At 72.9% G+C, this 18126-nt stretch carries 17 protein-coding genes; 8 read left to right on the top strand and 9 right to left on the bottom strand.

Features of this window, described 5'->3' with window-relative positions:
* The 6 genes from EV292_RS07325 to EV292_RS07300 form a co-directional block, all read right to left on the bottom strand.
* The gene (locus EV292_RS07325) at positions 1–681 is read right to left on the bottom strand and encodes a DUF2807 domain-containing protein (RefSeq protein ID WP_132908546.1); all 681 of its coding nucleotides are present in this window, start codon (positions 679–681) and stop codon (positions 1–3) included.
* Complete coding sequence (locus EV292_RS07320; protein ID WP_132908545.1) at positions 669–1442, bottom strand: head GIN domain-containing protein; 774 nt, start codon at positions 1440–1442, stop codon at positions 669–671. Before EV292_RS07320 ends, EV292_RS07325 begins: the two co-directional genes overlap by 13 nt.
* A 112-nt stretch (positions 1443–1554) precedes the next feature.
* Entirely contained in the window at positions 1555–2088 is a 534-nt protein-coding gene (locus EV292_RS07315; protein ID WP_132908544.1) for a CarD family transcriptional regulator, read from the bottom strand.
* Between the two features lie 423 nt (positions 2089–2511).
* Positions 2512–2853 (bottom strand): ferredoxin FdxA, encoded by a 342-nt coding sequence (gene fdxA, locus EV292_RS07310; RefSeq protein WP_132908543.1) that lies wholly within the window; start codon positions 2851–2853, stop codon positions 2512–2514.
* 54 nt (positions 2854–2907) lie between these two features.
* Positions 2908–3198 carry a S4 domain-containing protein gene (locus EV292_RS07305; protein ID WP_132908856.1) on the bottom strand — a complete coding sequence of 97 codons (291 nt, stop codon included), beginning with the start codon at positions 3196–3198 and terminating at the stop codon, positions 2908–2910.
* Between the two features lie 14 nt (positions 3199–3212).
* Entirely contained in the window at positions 3213–5708 is a 2496-nt protein-coding gene (locus tag EV292_RS07300; protein ID WP_132908542.1) for a helicase-related protein, read from the bottom strand.
* Positions 5709–5911: 203 nt separating this feature from the next.
* Between EV292_RS07300 and EV292_RS07295 the strand changes: the two genes are divergently transcribed.
* Positions 5912–7381, top strand: a complete 1470-nt coding sequence (locus EV292_RS07295; RefSeq protein WP_207913367.1) for a M23 family metallopeptidase — start codon at positions 5912–5914, stop codon at positions 7379–7381.
* Between the two features lie 86 nt (positions 7382–7467).
* Here the strand turns inward: EV292_RS07295 and EV292_RS07290 are convergent, their stop codons facing one another.
* Complete coding sequence (locus EV292_RS07290) at positions 7468–7842, bottom strand: hypothetical protein (protein ID WP_132908541.1); 375 nt, start codon at positions 7840–7842, stop codon at positions 7468–7470.
* Positions 7843–7990: 148 nt separating this feature from the next.
* Between EV292_RS07290 and EV292_RS07285 the strand changes: the two genes are divergently transcribed.
* Entirely contained in the window at positions 7991–9448 is a 1458-nt protein-coding gene (locus tag EV292_RS07285) for a S41 family peptidase (protein WP_132908540.1), read from the top strand.
* A gap of 55 nt (positions 9449–9503) precedes the next feature.
* Positions 9504–10763, top strand: a complete 1260-nt coding sequence (locus EV292_RS07280) for a dipeptidase (protein WP_132908539.1) — start codon at positions 9504–9506, stop codon at positions 10761–10763.
* Positions 10764–10799: 36 nt separating this feature from the next.
* Here EV292_RS07280 and EV292_RS07275 read toward each other — a convergent pair whose 3' ends face one another.
* Complete coding sequence (locus tag EV292_RS07275; protein WP_132908538.1) at positions 10800–12170, bottom strand: sugar porter family MFS transporter; 1371 nt, start codon at positions 12168–12170, stop codon at positions 10800–10802.
* A gap of 16 nt (positions 12171–12186) precedes the next feature.
* A complete protein-coding gene (locus EV292_RS07270; protein ID WP_132908537.1) occupies positions 12187–13197 on the bottom strand; it encodes a histone deacetylase family protein in 1011 nt (336 codons plus the stop codon).
* Positions 13198–13413: 216 nt separating this feature from the next.
* Between EV292_RS07270 and EV292_RS07265 the strand changes: the two genes are divergently transcribed.
* From EV292_RS07265 to EV292_RS07245, 5 genes are all read left to right on the top strand, one after another.
* Positions 13414–14088, top strand: coding sequence for a hypothetical protein (locus tag EV292_RS07265; RefSeq protein ID WP_243693651.1), 675 nt, complete (start codon positions 13414–13416; stop codon positions 14086–14088).
* 87 nt (positions 14089–14175) lie between these two features.
* Complete coding sequence (locus tag EV292_RS07260) at positions 14176–15150, top strand: DMT family transporter (protein ID WP_132908536.1); 975 nt, start codon at positions 14176–14178, stop codon at positions 15148–15150.
* On the top strand, positions 15150–15830 hold the full coding sequence (locus EV292_RS07255) for a COQ9 family protein (protein WP_132908535.1): 681 nt from the start codon (positions 15150–15152) through the stop codon (positions 15828–15830). The genes EV292_RS07260 and EV292_RS07255 overlap by 1 nt, the downstream gene beginning before the upstream one ends.
* Positions 15831–15894: 64 nt before the next feature.
* Positions 15895–16194 carry a FeoA family protein gene (locus EV292_RS07250; protein WP_132908534.1) on the top strand — a complete coding sequence of 100 codons (300 nt, stop codon included), beginning with the start codon at positions 15895–15897 and terminating at the stop codon, positions 16192–16194.
* Positions 16195–16207: 13 nt separating this feature from the next.
* Complete coding sequence (locus EV292_RS07245) at positions 16208–18079, top strand: ferrous iron transporter B (protein WP_132908533.1); 1872 nt, start codon at positions 16208–16210, stop codon at positions 18077–18079.
* Positions 18080–18126: the final 47 nt, after the last annotated feature.

Here is an 18126-nt window from a genome sequence, read left to right as displayed (position 1 = left end):
TCACTCGCCGCAGCGCACCGTCGCCCCCGCGGTGGCGCGCACCGCGCAGCGCGGGCGGCCCGCGACGCTGACCTGCGCCGCCGCGCCGGCGATCACCCCCGCCTCGTAGCGCGCCGCGGCGCGCACCACCGCATCGCCCTGCGCGCGTACCGTCAGCCGATCGGTCGCGAGCGCCGCCGCGTCGATCGTACCGGGGCCATTGGCGACCAGCTCAGCGGTCACCGCACGTCCCGCCAGCGCGAGCGTGCCGTCCCCCACCAACGTCGCGGCGAGCGCGGCGGCGTCGACGCGCGCGACCGCCAGCGTCCCGGCGGCGACCGCGGCGGTGGCGCGCTCGCCGCGCAGCGCCGCGACGCTGACCGTCGCGGGCGCGTAGACCGACACCGCCGCGAGCCGCGGCGCCACCACCGTCACCGTCGCGCCCGCGCTCGACGCGTCGCCGCGGATCACCAGCGCCGCGCCGGTCGCGACGACGCTCAGCGCGGCGAGTGCGGCCGGGTCCGGCGCGGTAGCGACCACGCCGCTGCCCGCGCCATCGCGCGCGGCGAGCACGACGCGGACGGTCGCGGGCGCCTCGACCCGCAGCCGCTCGACCGCGGCGACCGGCCAGCGCCGCTCCGCCGCCAGCGCCGGGGTCGCGACCGCCGCCAGCAGCGCGGCGGGGGCGATCAGCCGCCGCACCGCACGTTGCCCGACCCCATCTTGCGCACCGAGCAACGCGCGCGCGGGCCGAGATCGACGTCGCCCGATCCCATCACGACCACGTCGGCCGTTCCCTCCACCGCGGCGCGGACGCTGCCCGAGCCCATGATCTTGACGTCGGCGGCGCGCGCGACCAGCCGCTGCGCCGCGACGTCGCCCGAGCCCGGGATCGACACGCCGAGCCGATCGGTCTCGCCCGCGAGCGTGACATTGCCCTGCCCGGCGATCGACAGGTCGAGCGTGCGCGTCGTGCCGGTCACCGTGGCGTTGCCCGATCCGGCGATCGCCACCTCGGCCTCGTCCGCCCGCAGCGCCGCCACGTCGAGGTTGCCCGAGCCCAGGATGCGCCCGGCGAAGCTGCGCGCGGCGACCCGATCGATCGAGAGATTGCCCGATCCCGCCAGCGTGGCGCGTTGTATCGCCGGCATGGTCACCAGCACGCGCGCATGCCCGGTGGAGCGACCGTTGCGGCGCGATACCTTCAGCGTCGTGCCGTCGCGCGTGATCTTGAGCTGGTCTAGCGCGGCGGGGTCGCCGGTGGCGCTCACCGCGAAGGCGCCGCCGACGCGCACGGTGACGTCGTCGTTGCCGGCGAGTTCGACCGCATCGAAGCCCGCCACCTCGAAGCTCCGCTCGCCTCCGCTGCCGCTGCCCGGGATGCCGCCGCGATCGTCGTCGACGCTGAACGCATTGCCGCAGGCCGCCAGCGGCAGCAGAGCGGCGGCGATGACGGCGCGCATGACCTGATCTCCCCTACGTGTGTTGCTGCTATAATACACGCACGCGGCGGGCGCAAACGAAAAGGGCGGCCCCGCGGGGCCGCCCTTCGTCGTGGTCGCGGTGGCGCGCGGTTCAGGCGGGCACCTTGTCCTTGTTGTAGATCGCCGCGGCCTTGCGCAGGATCTCGAGGATCTTCTCCTGCGCGGCGGGCTCGTCGATCTGCTCCATCGCGGCGAGTTCGCGCGCGAGGCGGCTGCACGCGCCCTCGAAGATCTGGCGCTCGGAATAGCTCTGCTCGGGCTGGTCGTCGGCGCGGAACAGGTCGCGCACCACCTCGGCGATCGACACGAGGTCGCCCGAGTTGATCTTCGCCTCATATTCCTGCGCGCGGCGCGACCACATCGTGCGCTTGACCTTGGGCTTGCCCTTGAGCGTCTCCATCGCCTCGCGCATCGTCTTGTCCGACGAGAGCTTGCGCATGCCGACCGACTCGGCCTTGTTGGTGGGGACGCGCAGCGTCATGCGCTCCTTCTCGAAGCGCAGGACGTACAGCTCCAGCTGCATGCCCGCGATCTCCTGTTTCTGCAGCTCGATCACACGGCCGACCCCGTGCTTGGGATAGACGACATAGTCACCGACATCGAAATGCAGAGCCTTGGCAGCCATTAAACGGCCTTTCCAATGTTGTGGCTCCCGCAGTCCCGTGCGACCCGCGCCGGCTAGCACCGCGGAACGGACTGATCGTGGGAGCAGAAGGTTTGACGTCTCCAGGAGCGCGAGAACGAATGCGCCCGTGCCGGCCTCATGTAGCACCTCGGCAATAAAATTTCCACCCTGTTTAGGGCAGGCACGCTGTCGCGAGGGAACCTTTTTACAAAATCGCGTCACCCGAGGTGGGGATCGCGCGAGACCGAAGGCGGTCGCGGGTGGCGGACGCGGACTCTCGCGCTGGAGCGGCTCTCCTGGCGTGTGGCCCACCTCGCTCGACCTGTGCTCCTGCGGCCGCAGGAGCCTGGTGCAGCAGACGAGCCGCTCACGCGGCGCGGCGTACCATAACGAGACGCACCAGGGATCACGCCGGCACGCGCGTCAGTCGCCCTTGCCCGGTTCGGGCGAGAAATATTGGTCGTACTTGCCGTCCTGGCCCTTGAAGGCGTCGGCGTCGGGCGGGGTCTGGTCGAGCTTGCGCGTGACGTTGGGCCATTGCGCCGAGAAGGTGTTGTTGAGCTCGAGCCACTGCTCCAGCCCGCTCTCGGTGTCGGGCAGGATCGCCTCGGCCGGGCATTCCGGCTCGCACACGCCGCAGTCGATACACTCGGACGGGTTGATGACGAGCATGTTCTCGCCCTCGTAGAAACAGTCGACCGGGCAGACTTCCACGCAGTCCATGTACTTGCAGCGGATGCACGCGTCGGTGACGACGTAGGTCATGATCGGGATATCCTCGCTTCTCGCGCGCCGCTTTTGCGCCGCATCACGCCCGCGTCAACGCTCGTCACCGCGTTGCGACCCGTTCTCAGCGCCACCAGCGACCAGTTCCTGGTAGCAGGCCTGCGCCTCGGGCGCCGGGCCGCGCCGTCCCGGCAGTGCCTCGACGCGCAGCACGCGCACCCGCCCGGCGTGGAAGAAGGTGAGGATGTTGCCGACGCGCACCGGCGCATGCGCGCGGTCGATCGCGCGCCCGTCGATGCGCAGCCGGCCGTCGCAGGCGAGTGCCTGCGCGACGTCGCGCGTCTTGGCCAGCCGGGTGAACCACAGATAGCGGTCGAGCCGCATCGCCTCGCCGCCGCTCACCGTCGCACCAGCTCGGCGAGCGCGGCGAAGGCGTTGTCGGGCGCTGGCCGCGACTCGCGCGCGCGGGAACGGCCGCGCCAGACATAGTGCGGCGGCCCCTCGGCGCTGACCGGCGCCGGACGGAAGCCGAGCTCGGCCATCAGCCGCGCGATCGTCGCCGGCTCCAGCCCGATCGACACCGCCAGCGCGGGATCGGGCGCGAAGGGCGCGCGGCCGTCGGCGGCGCGCGCGTCATGCGCGGCGCGCGCGACCCGCTCGACCAGGTCGATCCGCACCGCCTGCGCGCCGAGCGGGCGATAGCCCATCAGCGGCACCGCGCCCGCGCTGCCGCGGGGCAGCGTCGTCGCGCCGGCGCGCGGCAGCGGCGGCGCGGGCATGCCCGCCGCGGCGAGCAGAGCGCGGCGCCACGCCTGCGCGCTGGGCTTGAGCAAGCGCGGATCGAACAGGTCGAGCGCGCCGATCGTCACACCCTGGCGCCGCAGCCAGTGGCGGTCGCCGGCGCTGAGCGACTCGATCGCGGCGCGCAGCGGCAGCCGCTCGGCGAAGCCTGCGCCGCTCTCCAGCGCCGCCGCGACGCTGCGCAGTGCCGGGCTCTCCGCGGGCGCGCGCGCCGCCTCGGCCGCTGCCGCGACGCTGCGCAGCGCGCGGCCGATCGCCGCCGTCAGCCACGCGCGCAGCCGGGTCGCGATCGCCTCGCGCACCGCCGGGTCGAGGCAGTCGAGCGCCGAGTCGAGCGCGAGCTGCGGCCGGGCGAGCGACGCGCCGCGCTTGAGCCGCGCCACCGCCAGCCCGTCCGCCAGGATCAGCCCGTCGTCGTCGAGCGCGAACCCCGAATCGTCGCGCGCCACCAGCGCGTCGGCGCGACGCCGCCGCTCGGCGCCGAGCCGTTTCTCCGCGGTGGCGAGCAGCAGCCGCTTGTCGGAAGCGGTGGCGTCGGGCGCGACGACGAAGCGGAAGCCTTCCAGCCGCCCGATCGCGTGGGTGTCGATCGTCACCTCGCCCTCGGCGTCGATCTCGACCGGCAGCGCGCCCACGCCGCTGCCGATCTTCTTGGCCAGCGCGGTGGTACGCTTGTCGACGAAACGCTGGGTGAGCTTCTCGTGGAGCGCGTCGGACAGCCGCTCCTCCACCGCCAGCGTGCGCGCGGCCCAGTGCGCCGGGTCGGCGAGCCAATCGGGCCGCTGCGCGATATAGGCCCAGCTGCGGATCGCCGCGATCCGCCCCGCGATCGTCTCGACGTCGCCCTCGACGCGGTCGAGCCTGGCCACCTCGTCGGCGAACCACTGGTGCGGCACGTTCCCTTGCGCGAGATAGCCGAACACGCGCCCGACGAAGCGCGCGTGCGGGTCGATACCGAGCTTGGCGAAATCGGGGATGCCGCACGCCGCCCACAGCCGCGCGACGTTGCCGCGCGCGCGGTCGCGCACGCCCGCCTCCTCGGCGAGTCGCTTGAGCACGCGCAGGTCGGTCGCCTCGGGCGCGGCGCGCAGCCGCTCGTGCTCGGGGCGGCGCGCGAGCGAGGCGAGCAGCGCGTCGATCGAGGAGAGGTCGGGCGTGCCGTCGCGCCAGTAGAGCCAGTCGAGCCGCGGGAAGCGATGCGCCTCGATCGCGGCCACTTCCTCGGGCTCGAACGCGTCCGGCCCTTCCTCGGTCAGCCCGCCGAACGTGCCGTCGCGCTGGTGGCGCCCGGCGCGGCCGGCGATCTGCGCCATCTCGGCGACGGTGAGGCGGCGGCGTTGCTGACCGTCGAACTTGGACAGGCCGGCGAAGGCGACGTGGCCGACGTCAAGGTTGAGCCCCATGCCGATCGCGTCGGTGGCGACGAGATAGTCGACCTCGCCCGCCTGGAACATCGCCACCTGCGCGTTGCGCGTGCGCGGCGACAACGCGCCCATCACCACCGCCGCCCCGCCGCGCAGCCGCCGCAGCATCTCGGCGGTAGCGTAGACCTCCTCGGCGGAGAAGGTGACGATCGCGGAGCGCCGCGGCAGCCGCGACAGCTTCTTGGCGCCGGCGTAGCTCAGCGTCGAGAAGCGCGGCCGCTCGATGATCTCCGCCTCGGGCACCAAAGCGCGCAGCACCGGGCGCAGCGCCTCGGAGCCGAGGATCATCGTCTCCTCGCGCCCGCGCGCGCGCAGCAGCCGGTCGGTGAAGACATGGCCGCGTTCGCGGTCGGCGCCGAGCTGCGCCTCGTCGAGCGCGACGAAGGCGACGTCGCGGTCGAGCGGCAGGCTCTCCGCGGTGCAGAGGAACCAGCGCGCGTCCCTGGGGACGATGCGCTCCTCGCCGGTGATCAGCGCGACCCGCTCCGGCCCCTTGATCGCGACGACGCGGTCGTACACCTCGCGCGCCAGCAGCCGCAGCGGGAAGCCGATCATGCCGCTGGCGTGCGCGCACATCCGCTCGATCGCGAGATGCGTCTTGCCGGTGTTGGTCGGACCCAGCACCGCGATCACGCGCGAGCTGTCGTGCGGGCGAGGGGTGAGCGACATGACCCAGACTACATCGGGTCTGCGTCCAGCGGATGCAATCGCGCTCAGTCTCGGGCGCGGCCCGCCGCCGGACACGACCGGCTCGCCGCAGCGATCGCCGCGGCGAGGTGCGGTTAATTTGACTTTAGCACCTCTTCTCCACAACGCTGCCACCCACGCGCTGGAGGGGTTGGTCCGGCGCACGACGGAAGGCGGCGGCCGACGTGTTCTTGCGCGACGATCAGGGGATGGAGCTGGCAGGCGCGGGGGGACGCAGCGCCGGGCGCGCGTTCGGTCGCGCGCTGGTGCCGCTCGCCGAGCGCGGCGCGCTCGATCGTGCCCGCGTCGCGCTGGCGCAGGCCGATTGGGCGCCCGACCTCGGCCAGGACATCGGCAGCCGCACCTGGTGGCGCGGCCTCGCCACTTGCGCGGCCTTGTGCTGGGGGACGTGGCAGCTCAACCCCGGCCTTCCCGCGATCAGCGGCGACCTGCCGGTGGCGGGCGACCGCGCCGCCTTCGAGGAAGCGCGCACCCAGGGGATCGCACCGCTCGCGCTGGGCGCCACCACGGGGCGGCGAATGGCGGCGAGCGCCTTGGTGCGCCCGCTGGCCGAGACGCCCGAGCGCCCGCAGATCGAGCTCAGCGCCGCGCTCGCCGACGGTGACACGCTGCGCGGCGCGCTCCAGCGCGCGGGCGTCGGCGGCGGCGAGGCGGGGCGGATCGCGGGTCTGGTCGGCGACGCGGTGGCGCTCGACTCGCTCAAGCCGGGCACGGTGCTGGCGCTGACGCTCGGCCGCCGCCCGACCAAGTTCCAGCCGCGCCCGCTCGAGCGGCTCGCCTTCCGCGCCGCCTTCGACCTCAACCTGGTGGTGGAGCGCGCCGGCGAGGGGCTGGTGCTCGACCGCCAGTCGATCGCGATCGACCGCACCCCGCTCCACGTCACCGGTACGGTCGGTTCGAGCCTGTATCGCTCGGCGCGCGCCGCGGGCGTGCCCGCGCGCGTGGTGGAGACCTATATCAAGGCGATCGCGGCGCAGCTGCCGATGGGGCAGCTGGCCAGCGACGACCGCTTCGACATCGTCGCCGACCAGGCGCGCGCCGCCACCGGCGAGGTCGAGGTGGGTCAGCTGCAATATGCCGGTCTCGCGCACGGCCGCCGCCAGGTGCGGCTGGTGCGCTGGGGCGACAAGGACGGCGAGGGCGGGCAGATGCTCGATCCCTCGGGCACGATCGAGCGCCGTGGCGCGATGGGGATGCCGGTGGCGGGGCGGATCACCTCCACCTTCGGGATGCGGATGCACCCGCTGCTCGGCTTCATGCGGATGCACAAGGGCACCGACATCGGTGCGCCCTACGGCAGCCCGATCTACGCCGCGGTCGACGGCACGGTGCAATTCGCCGGGCGCGCCGGCGGCTACGGGAATTTCATCAAGCTGGCGCACGGCGGGGGGCTCGTCACCGGCTACGGCCATATGAGCCGGTTCGCGGTGCGCCAGGGCACGCGCGTGCGGCGCGGGCAAGTGATCGGCTATGTCGGCTCGACCGGCATCTCGACCGGGCCGCACCTTCACTGGGAGGTGTGGAAGAACGGCCGGCCGGTCAACCCGCGCACGCTGTCGCTGTCGAGCGTGCAGACGCTGCCAGCCGAGACGATCCGCGCGATGCGCGCCAAGATCGCGCGGCTGATCGGATAAGGTCCGATCCCGTGAAGCCGGAAAGTGCTCCGGTGCACGAAGGTTCAATCCAAGTGGAGCACGCGCTCGCTTCGCCGACCGGCGGCTCAGCCGGTCGCGCTGCGTCCCGCGATCGCGCGCGCGTCGGTGACGGTGGCGGTGCCCGAGTCGTCCAGCGTGATCAGCCAGGCGGACTGGTCGTCGCAGGTGGCGACCCAGGCGGCCTTGCCCGCGACCGGGTCGGTCGGCACCGAGCGCTCCACCTTCTGACACGTCCGCCCCGCGTCGCGCACCGCGCGGAACAGTGCGACGTTGCGCTCCTTCTCGTTGAGCGCCTGCATCCGGGTGACGAAATCGCCCCGCGGCGCGGCGATGGCGGCGGACTGGTTGCCGCTGTCCCCCCCGCCGCAGCCCGCGAGCGGCGCGGTGAGCAGCACCGCGAGCAGCACGGCGGCGGGGCGAGGCGACAGGCACACGATCATGCCGCGCAGAATATCAGATCGCGGTGGCCCCGCCAGCGCTATTCCCCGCCCGCGCGGAACGCCGTCGCGCCTGCCCGGCGTTAACCTGTATCGCATATACAAGGTAAGGGCGGCGCGCTACGCCGCCCGGGGGTTGCAGGAGTGGACGATGCGTAGACCGCGGTGGGTCGGGGTGCTCGCGCTGGCGGCGATGCTGGCGGGGTGCGGCGGTGACAATGACCAGATGACCGCGGGATCCGGCAGCGCCGCGACCCCCGCGCCGAGCGCGGGCGGCGGCAGCGCCGGCGGGGGCGCGGTCGCCGCCTGCACGTTGCGCGCGCGTCAGGACTGGGTGCTCGCCGCGCTCAACGAATGGTATCTCTTCCCCGACCTGCTCGCATCGGGCGTGAACCCCAGCAGCTATACCGATCTGGGGAGCTACGTCGACGCGCTCACCGCGCCCGCGCGCGCGCAGAACCGCGACCGCTTCTTCACCTATGTCACCTCCGCGGCGCAGGAGACCGCTTATTACACCTCGGGGCAGACCGCCGGCCTGGGGCTGCGGCTGTCGTTCGATTCGCGCAACCGACTGATGGTGACGGAGGCGTTCGAGGGCGCCCCCGCGCTGGCCGCGGGCATCGACCGCGGCACGCAGATCCTCGCGGTCGGCACCTCGGCCACCGCCCTGCGCGACATCAGTGACATCGTCGCCCAGCGCGACGACGCCGCGCTCGACGCCGCCTTCGGCGACACCGCGGCGGGCGCGGCGCGCGTGCTGCGCGTCAGCGATGCCGCGGGCACGCGCGTGGTGACGCTGGCGACCGCCGATTACGCGCTCTCGCCGCTCTCGACGCGCTACGGCGCCAAGGTGATCGATGACGGCGGGCGCAGGGTCGGTTACGTCAATCTGCGCACCTTCATCTCCAGCGCGGACGACCAGTTGCGCGCCGCCTTCGCGACCTTCCGCGCGCAGGGCGTGACCGATCTGGTGATCGACCTGCGTTACAATGGCGGCGGGCTGCTCTCCACCGCCGAGGTGTTCACCGACCTGCTCGGCGCGGCGCGTTCCACCAGCGACGTCCAGGCCTACACCAGCTATCGCGCCTCCAAGTCGAGCCGCGACCGCATCCGCTATTTCCAGCAGGAGGCGCAGGCGATCGCGCCGCGCCGCGTCGCCTTCATCGGCACCGGGCAGACCGCCTCGGCGAGCGAATATGTCATCAACGCGCTGATCCCCTACCTCCACGCGCAGGTCGCGCTGGTGGGGAGCAACACCTATGGCAAACCGGTCGGCCAGATCGCGCTCGACAACCCGTCCTGCACCGACGACCGGCTGCGCGCGATCGCCTTCGCCTTGCAGAATTCGGCGCGCCAGGGCGATTACTACAGCGGGCTGGCGACCAAGGTCGAGGCGAGCTGCCAGGCGAGCGACGACCTCACCCACGCGCTCGGCGACCCGGCGGAGACGTCGACGCGCGCGGCGCTCGACTTCGTCGCGGGGCGCAGCTGCACCCCGATCACCAGCAGCGCGGCGACGCGCAGCGCCGGGCTGCTCGCCCCGGCGACCCAGCCGCTGCGCGCGTCGCATCCCAATGCGGCGCAGCGCGACCAGCCGGGGCTGTTCTGACCGGCTGAGCGCGGGGCGCTTGCCAGCGCGGCGGGGGACTGCTGTGCTGGCGGGCATGATCGCGCTTCTCCTCGCCCAGGTCGCCACCGCCCAGCCCGCTCTCACCGCTCAGCCCGCCCCCACCATCTCGGAGGCGGTGCCGGCGCGGATCGAGCGGCTGCTGACGCGCGCGCCGGTGATCGACGGCCACAATGATCTGCCCTGGGAGCTGCGCGAACGCTATGACGCCAGGGTCGAGGCGGTGGACCTGCGCCGGGACTCGAGCCGGCTGCCGCACCCGCTCCAGACCGACATCGCGCGGCTGCGCGCGGGGCATGTCGGCGGGCAGTTCTGGTCGGTCTACATCCCGGCGAGCGCGACCGGCGCGCGCGCGGTGGAGATGACGCTCGAGGAGATCGACATCGTCCATCGCCTCGCCGCGGCCTATCCCGACACGTTCGCGCTGGCGCGCACCGCCGCGGACGTGCGGCGGATCCAGCGTGCGGGCCGGATCGCCTCGCTGATCGGGGTCGAGGGCGGGCACCAGATCGACAAGCGGCTCGCGGTGCTGCGCCAGTATAAGGCGCTGGGCGTGGGCTATATGACGCTGACGCATTCGCACAGCCTGGACTGGGCCGACAGCAGCACCGACGCGCCGCGCGCGGGCGGGCTCAGCGCGTTCGGGCGGCAAGTGGTCGCCGAGATGAACCGGATCGGCATGATCGTCGACGTCAGCCATGTCGCCGACACGACCATGGCGGCGGTGCTCGACGTCTCGCGCGCGCCGGTGATCGCGTCGCATTCGTCCGCGCGCGCGATCGCGGACGCGCCGCGCAACATCCCCGACGCGCTGCTGAAGCGGATCGGCGGCGCGGGCGGCGTGGTGATGGTCAATTTCTACCCCGCTTTCGTCTCGGCGCGCTGGCGCGCGTGGGACGCCGAGCGCACAGCCTTCGCGCGCTCGATCGGGGTCGCGGCGGATACCTATGACTCGCGCGCCGCGGGGCCGCTGCTGGCCTGGGATCGCGCGAACCCCGCGCCCGCGGTGACGGTGCGCGACGTCGCCGACCATGTCGAGCATGTCGCGCGCGTGGCGGGGCGCGGCGCGGTCGGGCTCGGGGGCGACTTCGACGGGATCAACGGCACCGGGCCGATCGGGCTGAGCGGGGTGGACGGCTATCCGCGGCTGTTCGCCGAGCTGGCGCGCCGCGGCTGGAGCGACGCCGACCTCGCTGCGCTGGCACAGGGCAATGTGCTGCGCGTGATGGAGCAGGTGGAGGCGGTGGCGCGCGCCTCCGCCGCCCAGCCGCCGGTCGACGCCACCGCGCCGGACTAAGCCGCACGGTCAGCGCGTCGCCCCGCGGCCGCGTCGTCAGCTCACCCCCAGCCGCCGCTCCATCTCCTCCAGCGGCACGCCCTTGGTCTCGGGGAAGTAGAGCGCCACCACGACGAGCTGCAGCAGCATCATCGCCGCGAAGACGTAGAAGGGCAGGCTCACCGACAGCGCCGCCACGGTTGGGAAGGCGGCGGCGATGATCGCGTCCAGCCCCCAGTGCGTCGAGGCGCCGACCGCGCTGCCCCGCCCGCGCACCGCGGTGGGGAAGACCTCGCTGATATAGACCCAGATCACCGCACCCGTGCTCGGCGCGAAGAAGGCGATGAAGCCGATCAGCGCGGGCAGCACGATCCAGCCCGGCAGCGATCCACCCAGCGCCAGCCCGGCCACGGTGAGGCTCGCCGCCATCCCGGCCGAGCCGACCATCAGCAGCGTCTTGCGCCCGAGCCGGTCGATCAGCAGCATGCCCACCGCGGTGAAGATGCCGTTGACGATCCCGATGATGATCGCCTGCACGTCGGCCGAGAGCGCGCCGCCGGCCGCCGCGAAGATGTCGTTGAGGTAATAGAGCAGCGCGTTGATGCCGGAGAGCTGGTTGAAGCCCGCCACCAGCAGCGCCAGCAGGATCGGCTTGCGATGGCGCCGCCACGACAGTCGCTCGCCGCTCGGCTTGGCGGCGAAGCCGGCGTGGATCGCGGCCAGTTCCTTCTCGGCCTGCTCCTCGCCCATGCCGACGCGGGCGAGCGCGTCGCGGGCCGCGGCGGCGCGGCCCTTCGCCATCAGCCAGCGCGGCGAGTGCGGGATGCGGAGCAGCAGCAGCAGGAAGACGATCGCGGGCGCGGCCGAGACGCCGAACTTCCAGCGCCAGTCGTCCGCCCCCAGCGCCAGCGCGGCGATGATCGCGTTCGACACATAGGCCAGCAGGATGCCGAGGATGATGTTGAACTGGAACGCCGCGACCAGCCCGCCGCGGCGCGCCGGCGGGGCGATCTCGGAGATATAGACCGGCGCCAGCACCGACGAGCCGCCCACCGCCAGCCCGGCGATCACCCGGAAGAAGACCAGCGACTCCCAGCTCCACGCCAGCCCGCAGCCGATGCCCCCGGCGACGTAGAAGAGCGCGAGCACGCGCAGCGTGTCGCGGCTGCCGAAGCGATCGCCCGGGATCCCCGCGAACAGCGCGCCGACCAATGTGCCCCACAGCGCGGAGGAGACGGTGACGCCGAGCCAGAAGCTGTCGAGCCCGTAGGCGCGCGTCAGCGACACGGTCGTGCCCGAGATCACCGCGGTGTCGAAGCCGAACAGCAGCCCCGCCAGCGCGGCGGTGACGATGCAGGCGAGCAGCCCGGCGTTGAGCGGCGGTGCGCTGCCGCCCGATTGATCCGGGCCTATCGCCGTCACCGCCATCCGTCCTGTCCTTCCCTCAGCCTTCGATCCCGCTCAGCAGGCTGGCGACATTGGCACCCAGCGCGTCCACCGCATAGCCGCCTTCCATCACGATCGCGCACGGCAGCCCGGTCGCGGCGATGTCGCCCGCCAGGACCGCATAGTCCGCGGTGCTGAGGCGGAAGTGGCTGATCGGGTCGCCCTCCCACGTGTCCGCGCCGAAGCTGAGCACGAGGACGTCGGCACCGAAGGCGGCGATCGCGTCGAGCGCGCGCGCCTGCGCGGCGCGGAACCCGGCCAGCGCGGTGCCGCGCGGCAGGGGCAGGTTGAGCGTCGCGCCCTCCCCTTCGCCCTCGCCGCGCTCGTCGGCATGGCCCCAGTAGAAGGGATAGTCGCTCGCCGGATCGGCGTGAACCGAGGCGTAGAAGACGTCGCCGCGGTCGTAGAAGATGTCCTGCGTGCCGTTGCCGTGGTGATAGTCGATGTCGAGCACCGCGACCCGCGCCCGCCCCGCGTCGCGCGCCGCCTGCGCCGCGACGGCGGCGACGTTGAGATGGCAATAGCCGCCGCAATAGTCGCGCCCGGCGTGGTGGCCGGGCGGGCGGCACAGGGCGAAGGCGGCGCGCTCGCCGTCGAGCACCGCGTGGGTGGCGGCGAGTGCGGTCTGCGCGCTCCAGTAAGCGGCGTCCCAGGTCTGGTCGGTGATCGGGGTCGTGGCGTCGAAGGCATGCGCGCCGAGCAGCGCGTCGACGCGCGACAGCGCCAGCGGGCGCCGGCCGACGATCGGGAAGGCATAGGGGATGGCGTCGCCCGGCCGCCCCGCGGCGCGCCACAGCGCGGGCACGTCGCGCAGGAAATCGAGATAGGCGGCGTCGTGCACCGCCGCGATCGGCGCGCGACCGCGATCCGGTGGCGCCTCCGCCCCACCGACCGCGGCAAGGATCATCTCGGCGCGCTGCGGCACCTCGGCGTAGGCGGTGAAGGCGCCGTTGTGCAGCTCCAGCGCGGGCGCATGCAGTGCCTGCTGCGGCGCGTAGAAGCGCTTCACCGGCGCGGGCGTTCGTGGCTGACGGTCAATCGGACTCTCGCGCGACCTCGGGACGATCTCCACGCCGTGCCGCCGGCATCGCGCCCGCGTCAAGTCGGCGGGAGGAATGTCCCAGATCCGATCCACTTCCGTGACGATCCCGTTTGACGACGGCGGGGCGCTCGGCGAGGTTCGGCCGCGGCCCGCGGGGGCGGGCCGCAAACGGGGGTTCACATCATGATTCATCTGTACGCCGCGGCCGCGGCGGTGTTGCTCGTGGGCGGCGCTGCCCGCGCGCAGACCGTCGCCGCGCCAGCGCAGCCCGAGGCCGTCGCGCCAATCGCCGCACCGGTGACCGGGCAGGCGGTGCTGCGCACCGGCACCGAGGTGCCGCTCAAGCTCACCGAGGAGCTCACCACCAAGGGCAAGAAGCTGAAGATCGGCCAGCGCGTCCACCTCGAGACCGCCGAGCCGCTGCTCGTGCAGGGCACCACCGTCGTCCCGGCGGGCACGCCCGCGGTCGGCGAGCTCACCGAGGTGCGCAACAAGGGCATGTGGGGCAAGTCGGGCCATTTCGCGGCGCGACTGCTCTATCTCACCGTCAACGGTCGCCAGGTGCGGCTGTCGGGCGGCTTCGACGACAAGGGCACCGCCGGCGGCATCGGCGCCACCGCGGTGTCGGCACTGGTGTTCCTGCCGGCGGGCTTCTTCATGACCGGCACCAGCGCGCATCTCGCGATCGGCACGCCGGTGAAGGGCTTCGTCGACGAGGACGTGCCGCTCGCCTTCGCCGCGGCGGCGCCGGCGCCGCTGGCGGTGACGCCGGCGGCGGCCACGCCGATCGTCGCCGCCGTGGCGGCCGCGCCGGTCGCTGCCACCGTGCCCGTCGCCGCGGTCGCGCCCGCGAAGTGAGGCGCACCCGCGCCGCCCGGCGCGACCGGGTTGCGCGGGTCACCGCCGCGCTTTCCCGCGCGGACAACGCGGCCTAAGGGTCGCGCCATGAACCAGCCGACCAGCGCCACCTCGCTCGCCGCGGCGCGCGCGCACCCGGAGACGGGCGCGGCGGCGTTCGTCGCCTTGGTGGTCGCCAACAGCGCGCTCGCCTTCGGGCCGCTGTTCGTCCGGCTCGCCGACGTCGGCCCGGTCGCCGCCGCCTTCTGGCGCATGGCGCTGGCGCTGCCGCTGCTCGGCGGTGCCGCGCTGGTGGCGGCGCGGCGCGCGCGCGGGGTCGCGCCCGCGGCGCCCGCCTCGGCGCGGCGCTGGTGGCTGCTCGCGCTCGCCGGGCTCGCCTTCGCCGCCGATCTCGGCACCTGGCACGCCGGCATCCTGCAGACGACGATGGCCAACGCCACGCTGCTCGGCAATTCGGCGACCTTCCTGTTCCCGCTATGGGGCTTCCTGGTGGCGCGCACCTGGCCGACGCGGTGGCAGGGGCTGGCGCTGCTGCTCGCCGCCGCGGGGGCGGCGCTGCTGATGGGGCGTTCCTACCAGCTCGACCCGCGCCAGCTCGGCGGCGACCTGCTGTGCGTCTGCGCGGGCGTGCTCTACGCGATCTATTTCATCCTGATGTCGGACGTGCGCCGCGCGATGGCGCCGCTGCCCTCGCTGGCGCTCTCGTCGGCGGCGTCGCTGCTGCCGCTGCTCGTCTTCGCGCTCGCGCTGGACGAGCGGATCGTGCCGGGGAACTGGACGCCGTTGCTGGGCGTCGCACTGGTGAGCCAGGTGATCGGTCAGGGCTGCATGATCTACGCGCTGGGGCGCGCCTCGCCGCTGGTGGTGGGCTTGGCGCTGCTGATCCAGCCGATGGTCGCCACCGCGGTGGGCTGGGTCTGGTTCGGCGAGACGCTCGGCGGCCCCGATCTGGTCGGCGTGGCGATGATCGCGGCGGCGCTGGTGCTGGTGCGACGCGAGCGCGAGGATGCTAGACCGATCGGGGCGGCAGCGCCGGCCGAGGCGGTGACGGAGGAAGCGTGATGGCAATCGACGACGGCGCGGCACCGGTGCCGCAGGACCTGACGCTCGACGAGGTGCGCGTGCTGCTCGCCCCCGCGATCGCCGCCAATGCCGCCTTCGACGGCTGGGGCGACGCCGCGCGCGATCTCGCCGCCGAGAGCCACGACATCGACGCCGACGTGGCGCGGCTCGCCTTCGCCGACGGGCCGGTGGCGATGATCGACGCCTGGTTCGACCAGGTCGACGCCGAAATGGCGCGCGCGCTGCCGCCCGAGCGGCTCGGCGCGATGAAGATCCGCGAGCGGATCACCGCTTTGGTCGAGGCACGGCTGGCGGTGCTTGGGCCCGAGCGCGAGGCGCTGCGGCGCGCGCGCGCGGTGCTGGCGCTGCCGCAGAACGTCGCGCGCGCGGCGCGACTCGGTTGGCGCAGCGTCGACCGCATGTGGCGGCTCGCCGGCGACCGCGCCACCGACTACAATCATTACACCAAGCGCGCGATGCTGCTGGCGGTCTATGCCGCCACCACCACCGTCTTCCTCGACGACGAGAGCGAGGCGCACGCGGACACCAGCGCCTTCCTGGCGCGGCGGATCGACGGCATCATGCGCTTCGAGAAGAGCAAGGCGGCGTTCCAGCAGCGCGCCCAGCGGCGGCCGAGCCTGAGTCGCTTCGTGGGGCGGCTGCGCTATCCGGTCGTCTGACCCGGCGCGGCGATCGGCGACGCAGCTTATTGATAATCAGTTGCATCGCCCTTATAGCGGGGAAGTGACCGCGACCCGTTCTCCCGCTCTCGCCCGCCCTGAGGCCGATCCGCTGACGCTGGAGACGCTGCCGCGACGCCGCTCGGCGATCGTCGGCGCGATCGAATGGACTCGGCTCGCCTCGCCCGAGGCGCGGCGGCTGCGCGAGCTGGGCTTCGACGAGGGCGTCGCGGTGGAGGTGCTGCATCGCTCGCGGCTGGGCGGCGGGCCGATCGCCTGCCGTATCGGGCGGATGACGGTGGCGCTGCGCCGCGCGGTGGCGCGCGCGATCAGCGTCTCGGTCGAGCCGCTCCCCGCGGAATGACCCGCCGCGCCTGATGGAACTCCCGCCGCTGGTCGCGATGGTCGGCAATCCCAATGCCGGCAAGAGTGCGCTATTCAACGCGCTGACCGGCGCGCGCCAGAAGGTCGGCAACTACCCCGGCGTCACGGTCGAGCGGCATTCGGGCCGACTCGCGCTCGACGACGGCCGCCCGATCGAGCTGGTCGACCTGCCCGGCGCCTATAGCCTCGACCCCGCCTCGCCCGACGAGCGCGTGACGCGCGACGTCGTCACCGGCGCGCAGGCGGGCGAGCGGCTGCCCGACGCGCTGCTGGTGGTGGTCGACGCCTCCAACCTCGACAATCACCTGCGCTTCGCGATGCAGCTGATCGCGCTGGGGCTGCCGGTGGTGGTGGCGCTCAACATGGTCGACCTCGCCGAGCGCGACGGGCTGGTGCTCGATCCCGCCGTGCTCGAGCGCGAGCTCGGCGTGCCGGTGGTGCCGACTGTCGCGGTGCGGCGTCGCGGCATCGATACGCTGCGCGGCCAGCTCACCGCGCTGGTGGGCGGCGCGCCCGCGGCGGCGGGGATGCGCCGGCTGCGCGCCTCGGACGGCAGCGTCGACGACGATATCGTCACGCTCCAGCGCCGCGCGCGCGCGATCGCCGCCGCCGCGACGGTGAGCGAGACGCCGGTGCGGCGCTGGAACCACATGCTCGACTCGGTCGCGCTCCACCCGGTCCTCGGGCCGGTGCTGCTGGTGGCGCTGCTGTTCGTGATGTTTCAGGCGGTGTTCAGCTGGTCGGAGGCGCCGATCGGCTGGATCGAGGGCGCCTTCGCCGCCGCGGAGGCGTGGCTCAAGGGCGTGCTGCCCGACGGTTTCCTGCGCTCGCTGCTGACCGACGGCGTGATCGCGGGCGTCGGCGCCGTGGTGGTGTTCCTGCCGCAGATCCTGATCCTGTTCCTCTTCATCCTGGTGCTGGAGGCGAGCGGCTATATGGTCCGCGCCGCCTTCCTGATGGACCGGTTGATGGCGCAGGTGGGCCTCTCCGGGCGCGCCTTCATCCCCTTGCTCTCCAGCTTCGCCTGCGCGGTGCCCGGGATCATGGCGACGCGCACGATCGAGGACGAGAAGGACCGGCTCACCACCATCCTCATCGCGCCGCTGATGACCTGCTCGGCGCGGCTGCCGGTCTATACGATCATCATCGGCGCCTTCATCCCGTCGCGGCAGGTGCTGCCGTTCGTGGGATTGCAGGGGCTGGTGCTGTTCGCGCTCTACCTGCTCGGCATCGTGGGTGCGTTCGTGGCGGCGCTGCTGCTGCGCCGCACCGTGACGAAGGGTGAGTCGTCGGGCTTCATGATGGAGATGCCCAAATATCAGATGCCGCGGCTGCGCGACGTCGGGCTGGGGCTGTGGAGCCGCACCGCGATCTTCCTCAAGCGCGCGGGCACCACGATCGCCCTCACCACGGTGGTGCTGTGGGCGCTGCTCAGCTTTCCCCAGGCGCCGGCGGGGCAGAAGCAGGTTGAATATTCGATCGGTGGTCGCATCGCGAGCGGGCTGGAAGTGATCGTCCGCCCGATCGGCTTCAATCACGACATCGCGCTGGCGCTGATCCCGACCATGGCGGCGCGCGAGATCGCGGTGGCGGCGATCGGCACCGCTTATGCGATCGACGATACCGAAGACGCCTCGGGCACGAAGAGCCTCATCGATCATCTGCGTGGGCGCTGGTCGCTGCCGACCGCTCTGGCCTTCCTGATGTGGTTCGTGTTCGCGCCGCAGTGCATCTCGACGATCGCGGTGACGCGGCGCGAGACCAACGGCTGGCGCTGGCCGCTGTTCATGATCGGCTACCTGTTCGCCGCGGCTTATGTGATGGCGGGGATCACTTATTGGCTGGCGGTGGCGGCGGGGCTGTGACTATCTAGGCCATCGGTCGTTGACCCGCCACGCGCGGGAACGCCGCG

This window comes from Sphingomonas sp. BK235 (assembly GCF_004345855.1).
GTDB lineage: Bacteria > Pseudomonadota > Alphaproteobacteria > Sphingomonadales > Sphingomonadaceae > Sphingomonas.
The sequence above is the reverse complement of the archived record's forward strand: the minus strand, read 5'-3'. Positions and strand labels throughout refer to the sequence as shown.

Excerpts from the sequence above, each read along its gene's own strand:
- EV292_RS07285 (WP_132908540.1), top strand. The coding sequence starts at position 7,991 with ATGCGTAGACCGCGGTGGGTCGGGGTGCTCGCGCTGGCGGCGATGCTG.
- EV292_RS07265 (WP_243693651.1), top strand. The coding sequence starts at position 13,414 with ATGATTCATCTGTACGCCGCGGCCGCGGCGGTGTTGCTCGTGGGCGGC.
- EV292_RS07290 (WP_132908541.1), bottom strand. The coding sequence starts at position 7,842 with ATGATCGTGTGCCTGTCGCCTCGCCCCGCCGCCGTGCTGCTCGCGGTG.
- EV292_RS07275 (WP_132908538.1), bottom strand. The coding sequence starts at position 12,170 with ATGGCGGTGACGGCGATAGGCCCGGATCAATCGGGCGGCAGCGCACCG.
- EV292_RS07255 (WP_132908535.1), top strand. The coding sequence starts at position 15,150 with ATGGCAATCGACGACGGCGCGGCACCGGTGCCGCAGGACCTGACGCTC.
- fdxA (WP_132908543.1), bottom strand. The coding sequence starts at position 2,853 with ATGACCTACGTCGTCACCGACGCGTGCATCCGCTGCAAGTACATGGAC.
- EV292_RS07260 (WP_132908536.1), top strand. The coding sequence starts at position 14,176 with ATGAACCAGCCGACCAGCGCCACCTCGCTCGCCGCGGCGCGCGCGCAC.
- EV292_RS07305 (WP_132908856.1), bottom strand. The coding sequence starts at position 3,198 with ATGCGGCTCGACCGCTATCTGTGGTTCACCCGGCTGGCCAAGACGCGC.
- EV292_RS07315 (WP_132908544.1), bottom strand. The coding sequence starts at position 2,088 with ATGGCTGCCAAGGCTCTGCATTTCGATGTCGGTGACTATGTCGTCTAT.
- EV292_RS07280 (WP_132908539.1), top strand. The coding sequence starts at position 9,504 with ATGATCGCGCTTCTCCTCGCCCAGGTCGCCACCGCCCAGCCCGCTCTC.
- EV292_RS07320 (WP_132908545.1), bottom strand. The coding sequence starts at position 1,442 with ATGCGCGCCGTCATCGCCGCCGCTCTGCTGCCGCTGGCGGCCTGCGGC.
- EV292_RS07300 (WP_132908542.1), bottom strand. The coding sequence starts at position 5,708 with ATGTCGCTCACCCCTCGCCCGCACGACAGCTCGCGCGTGATCGCGGTG.
- EV292_RS07245 (WP_132908533.1), top strand. The coding sequence starts at position 16,208 with ATGGAACTCCCGCCGCTGGTCGCGATGGTCGGCAATCCCAATGCCGGC.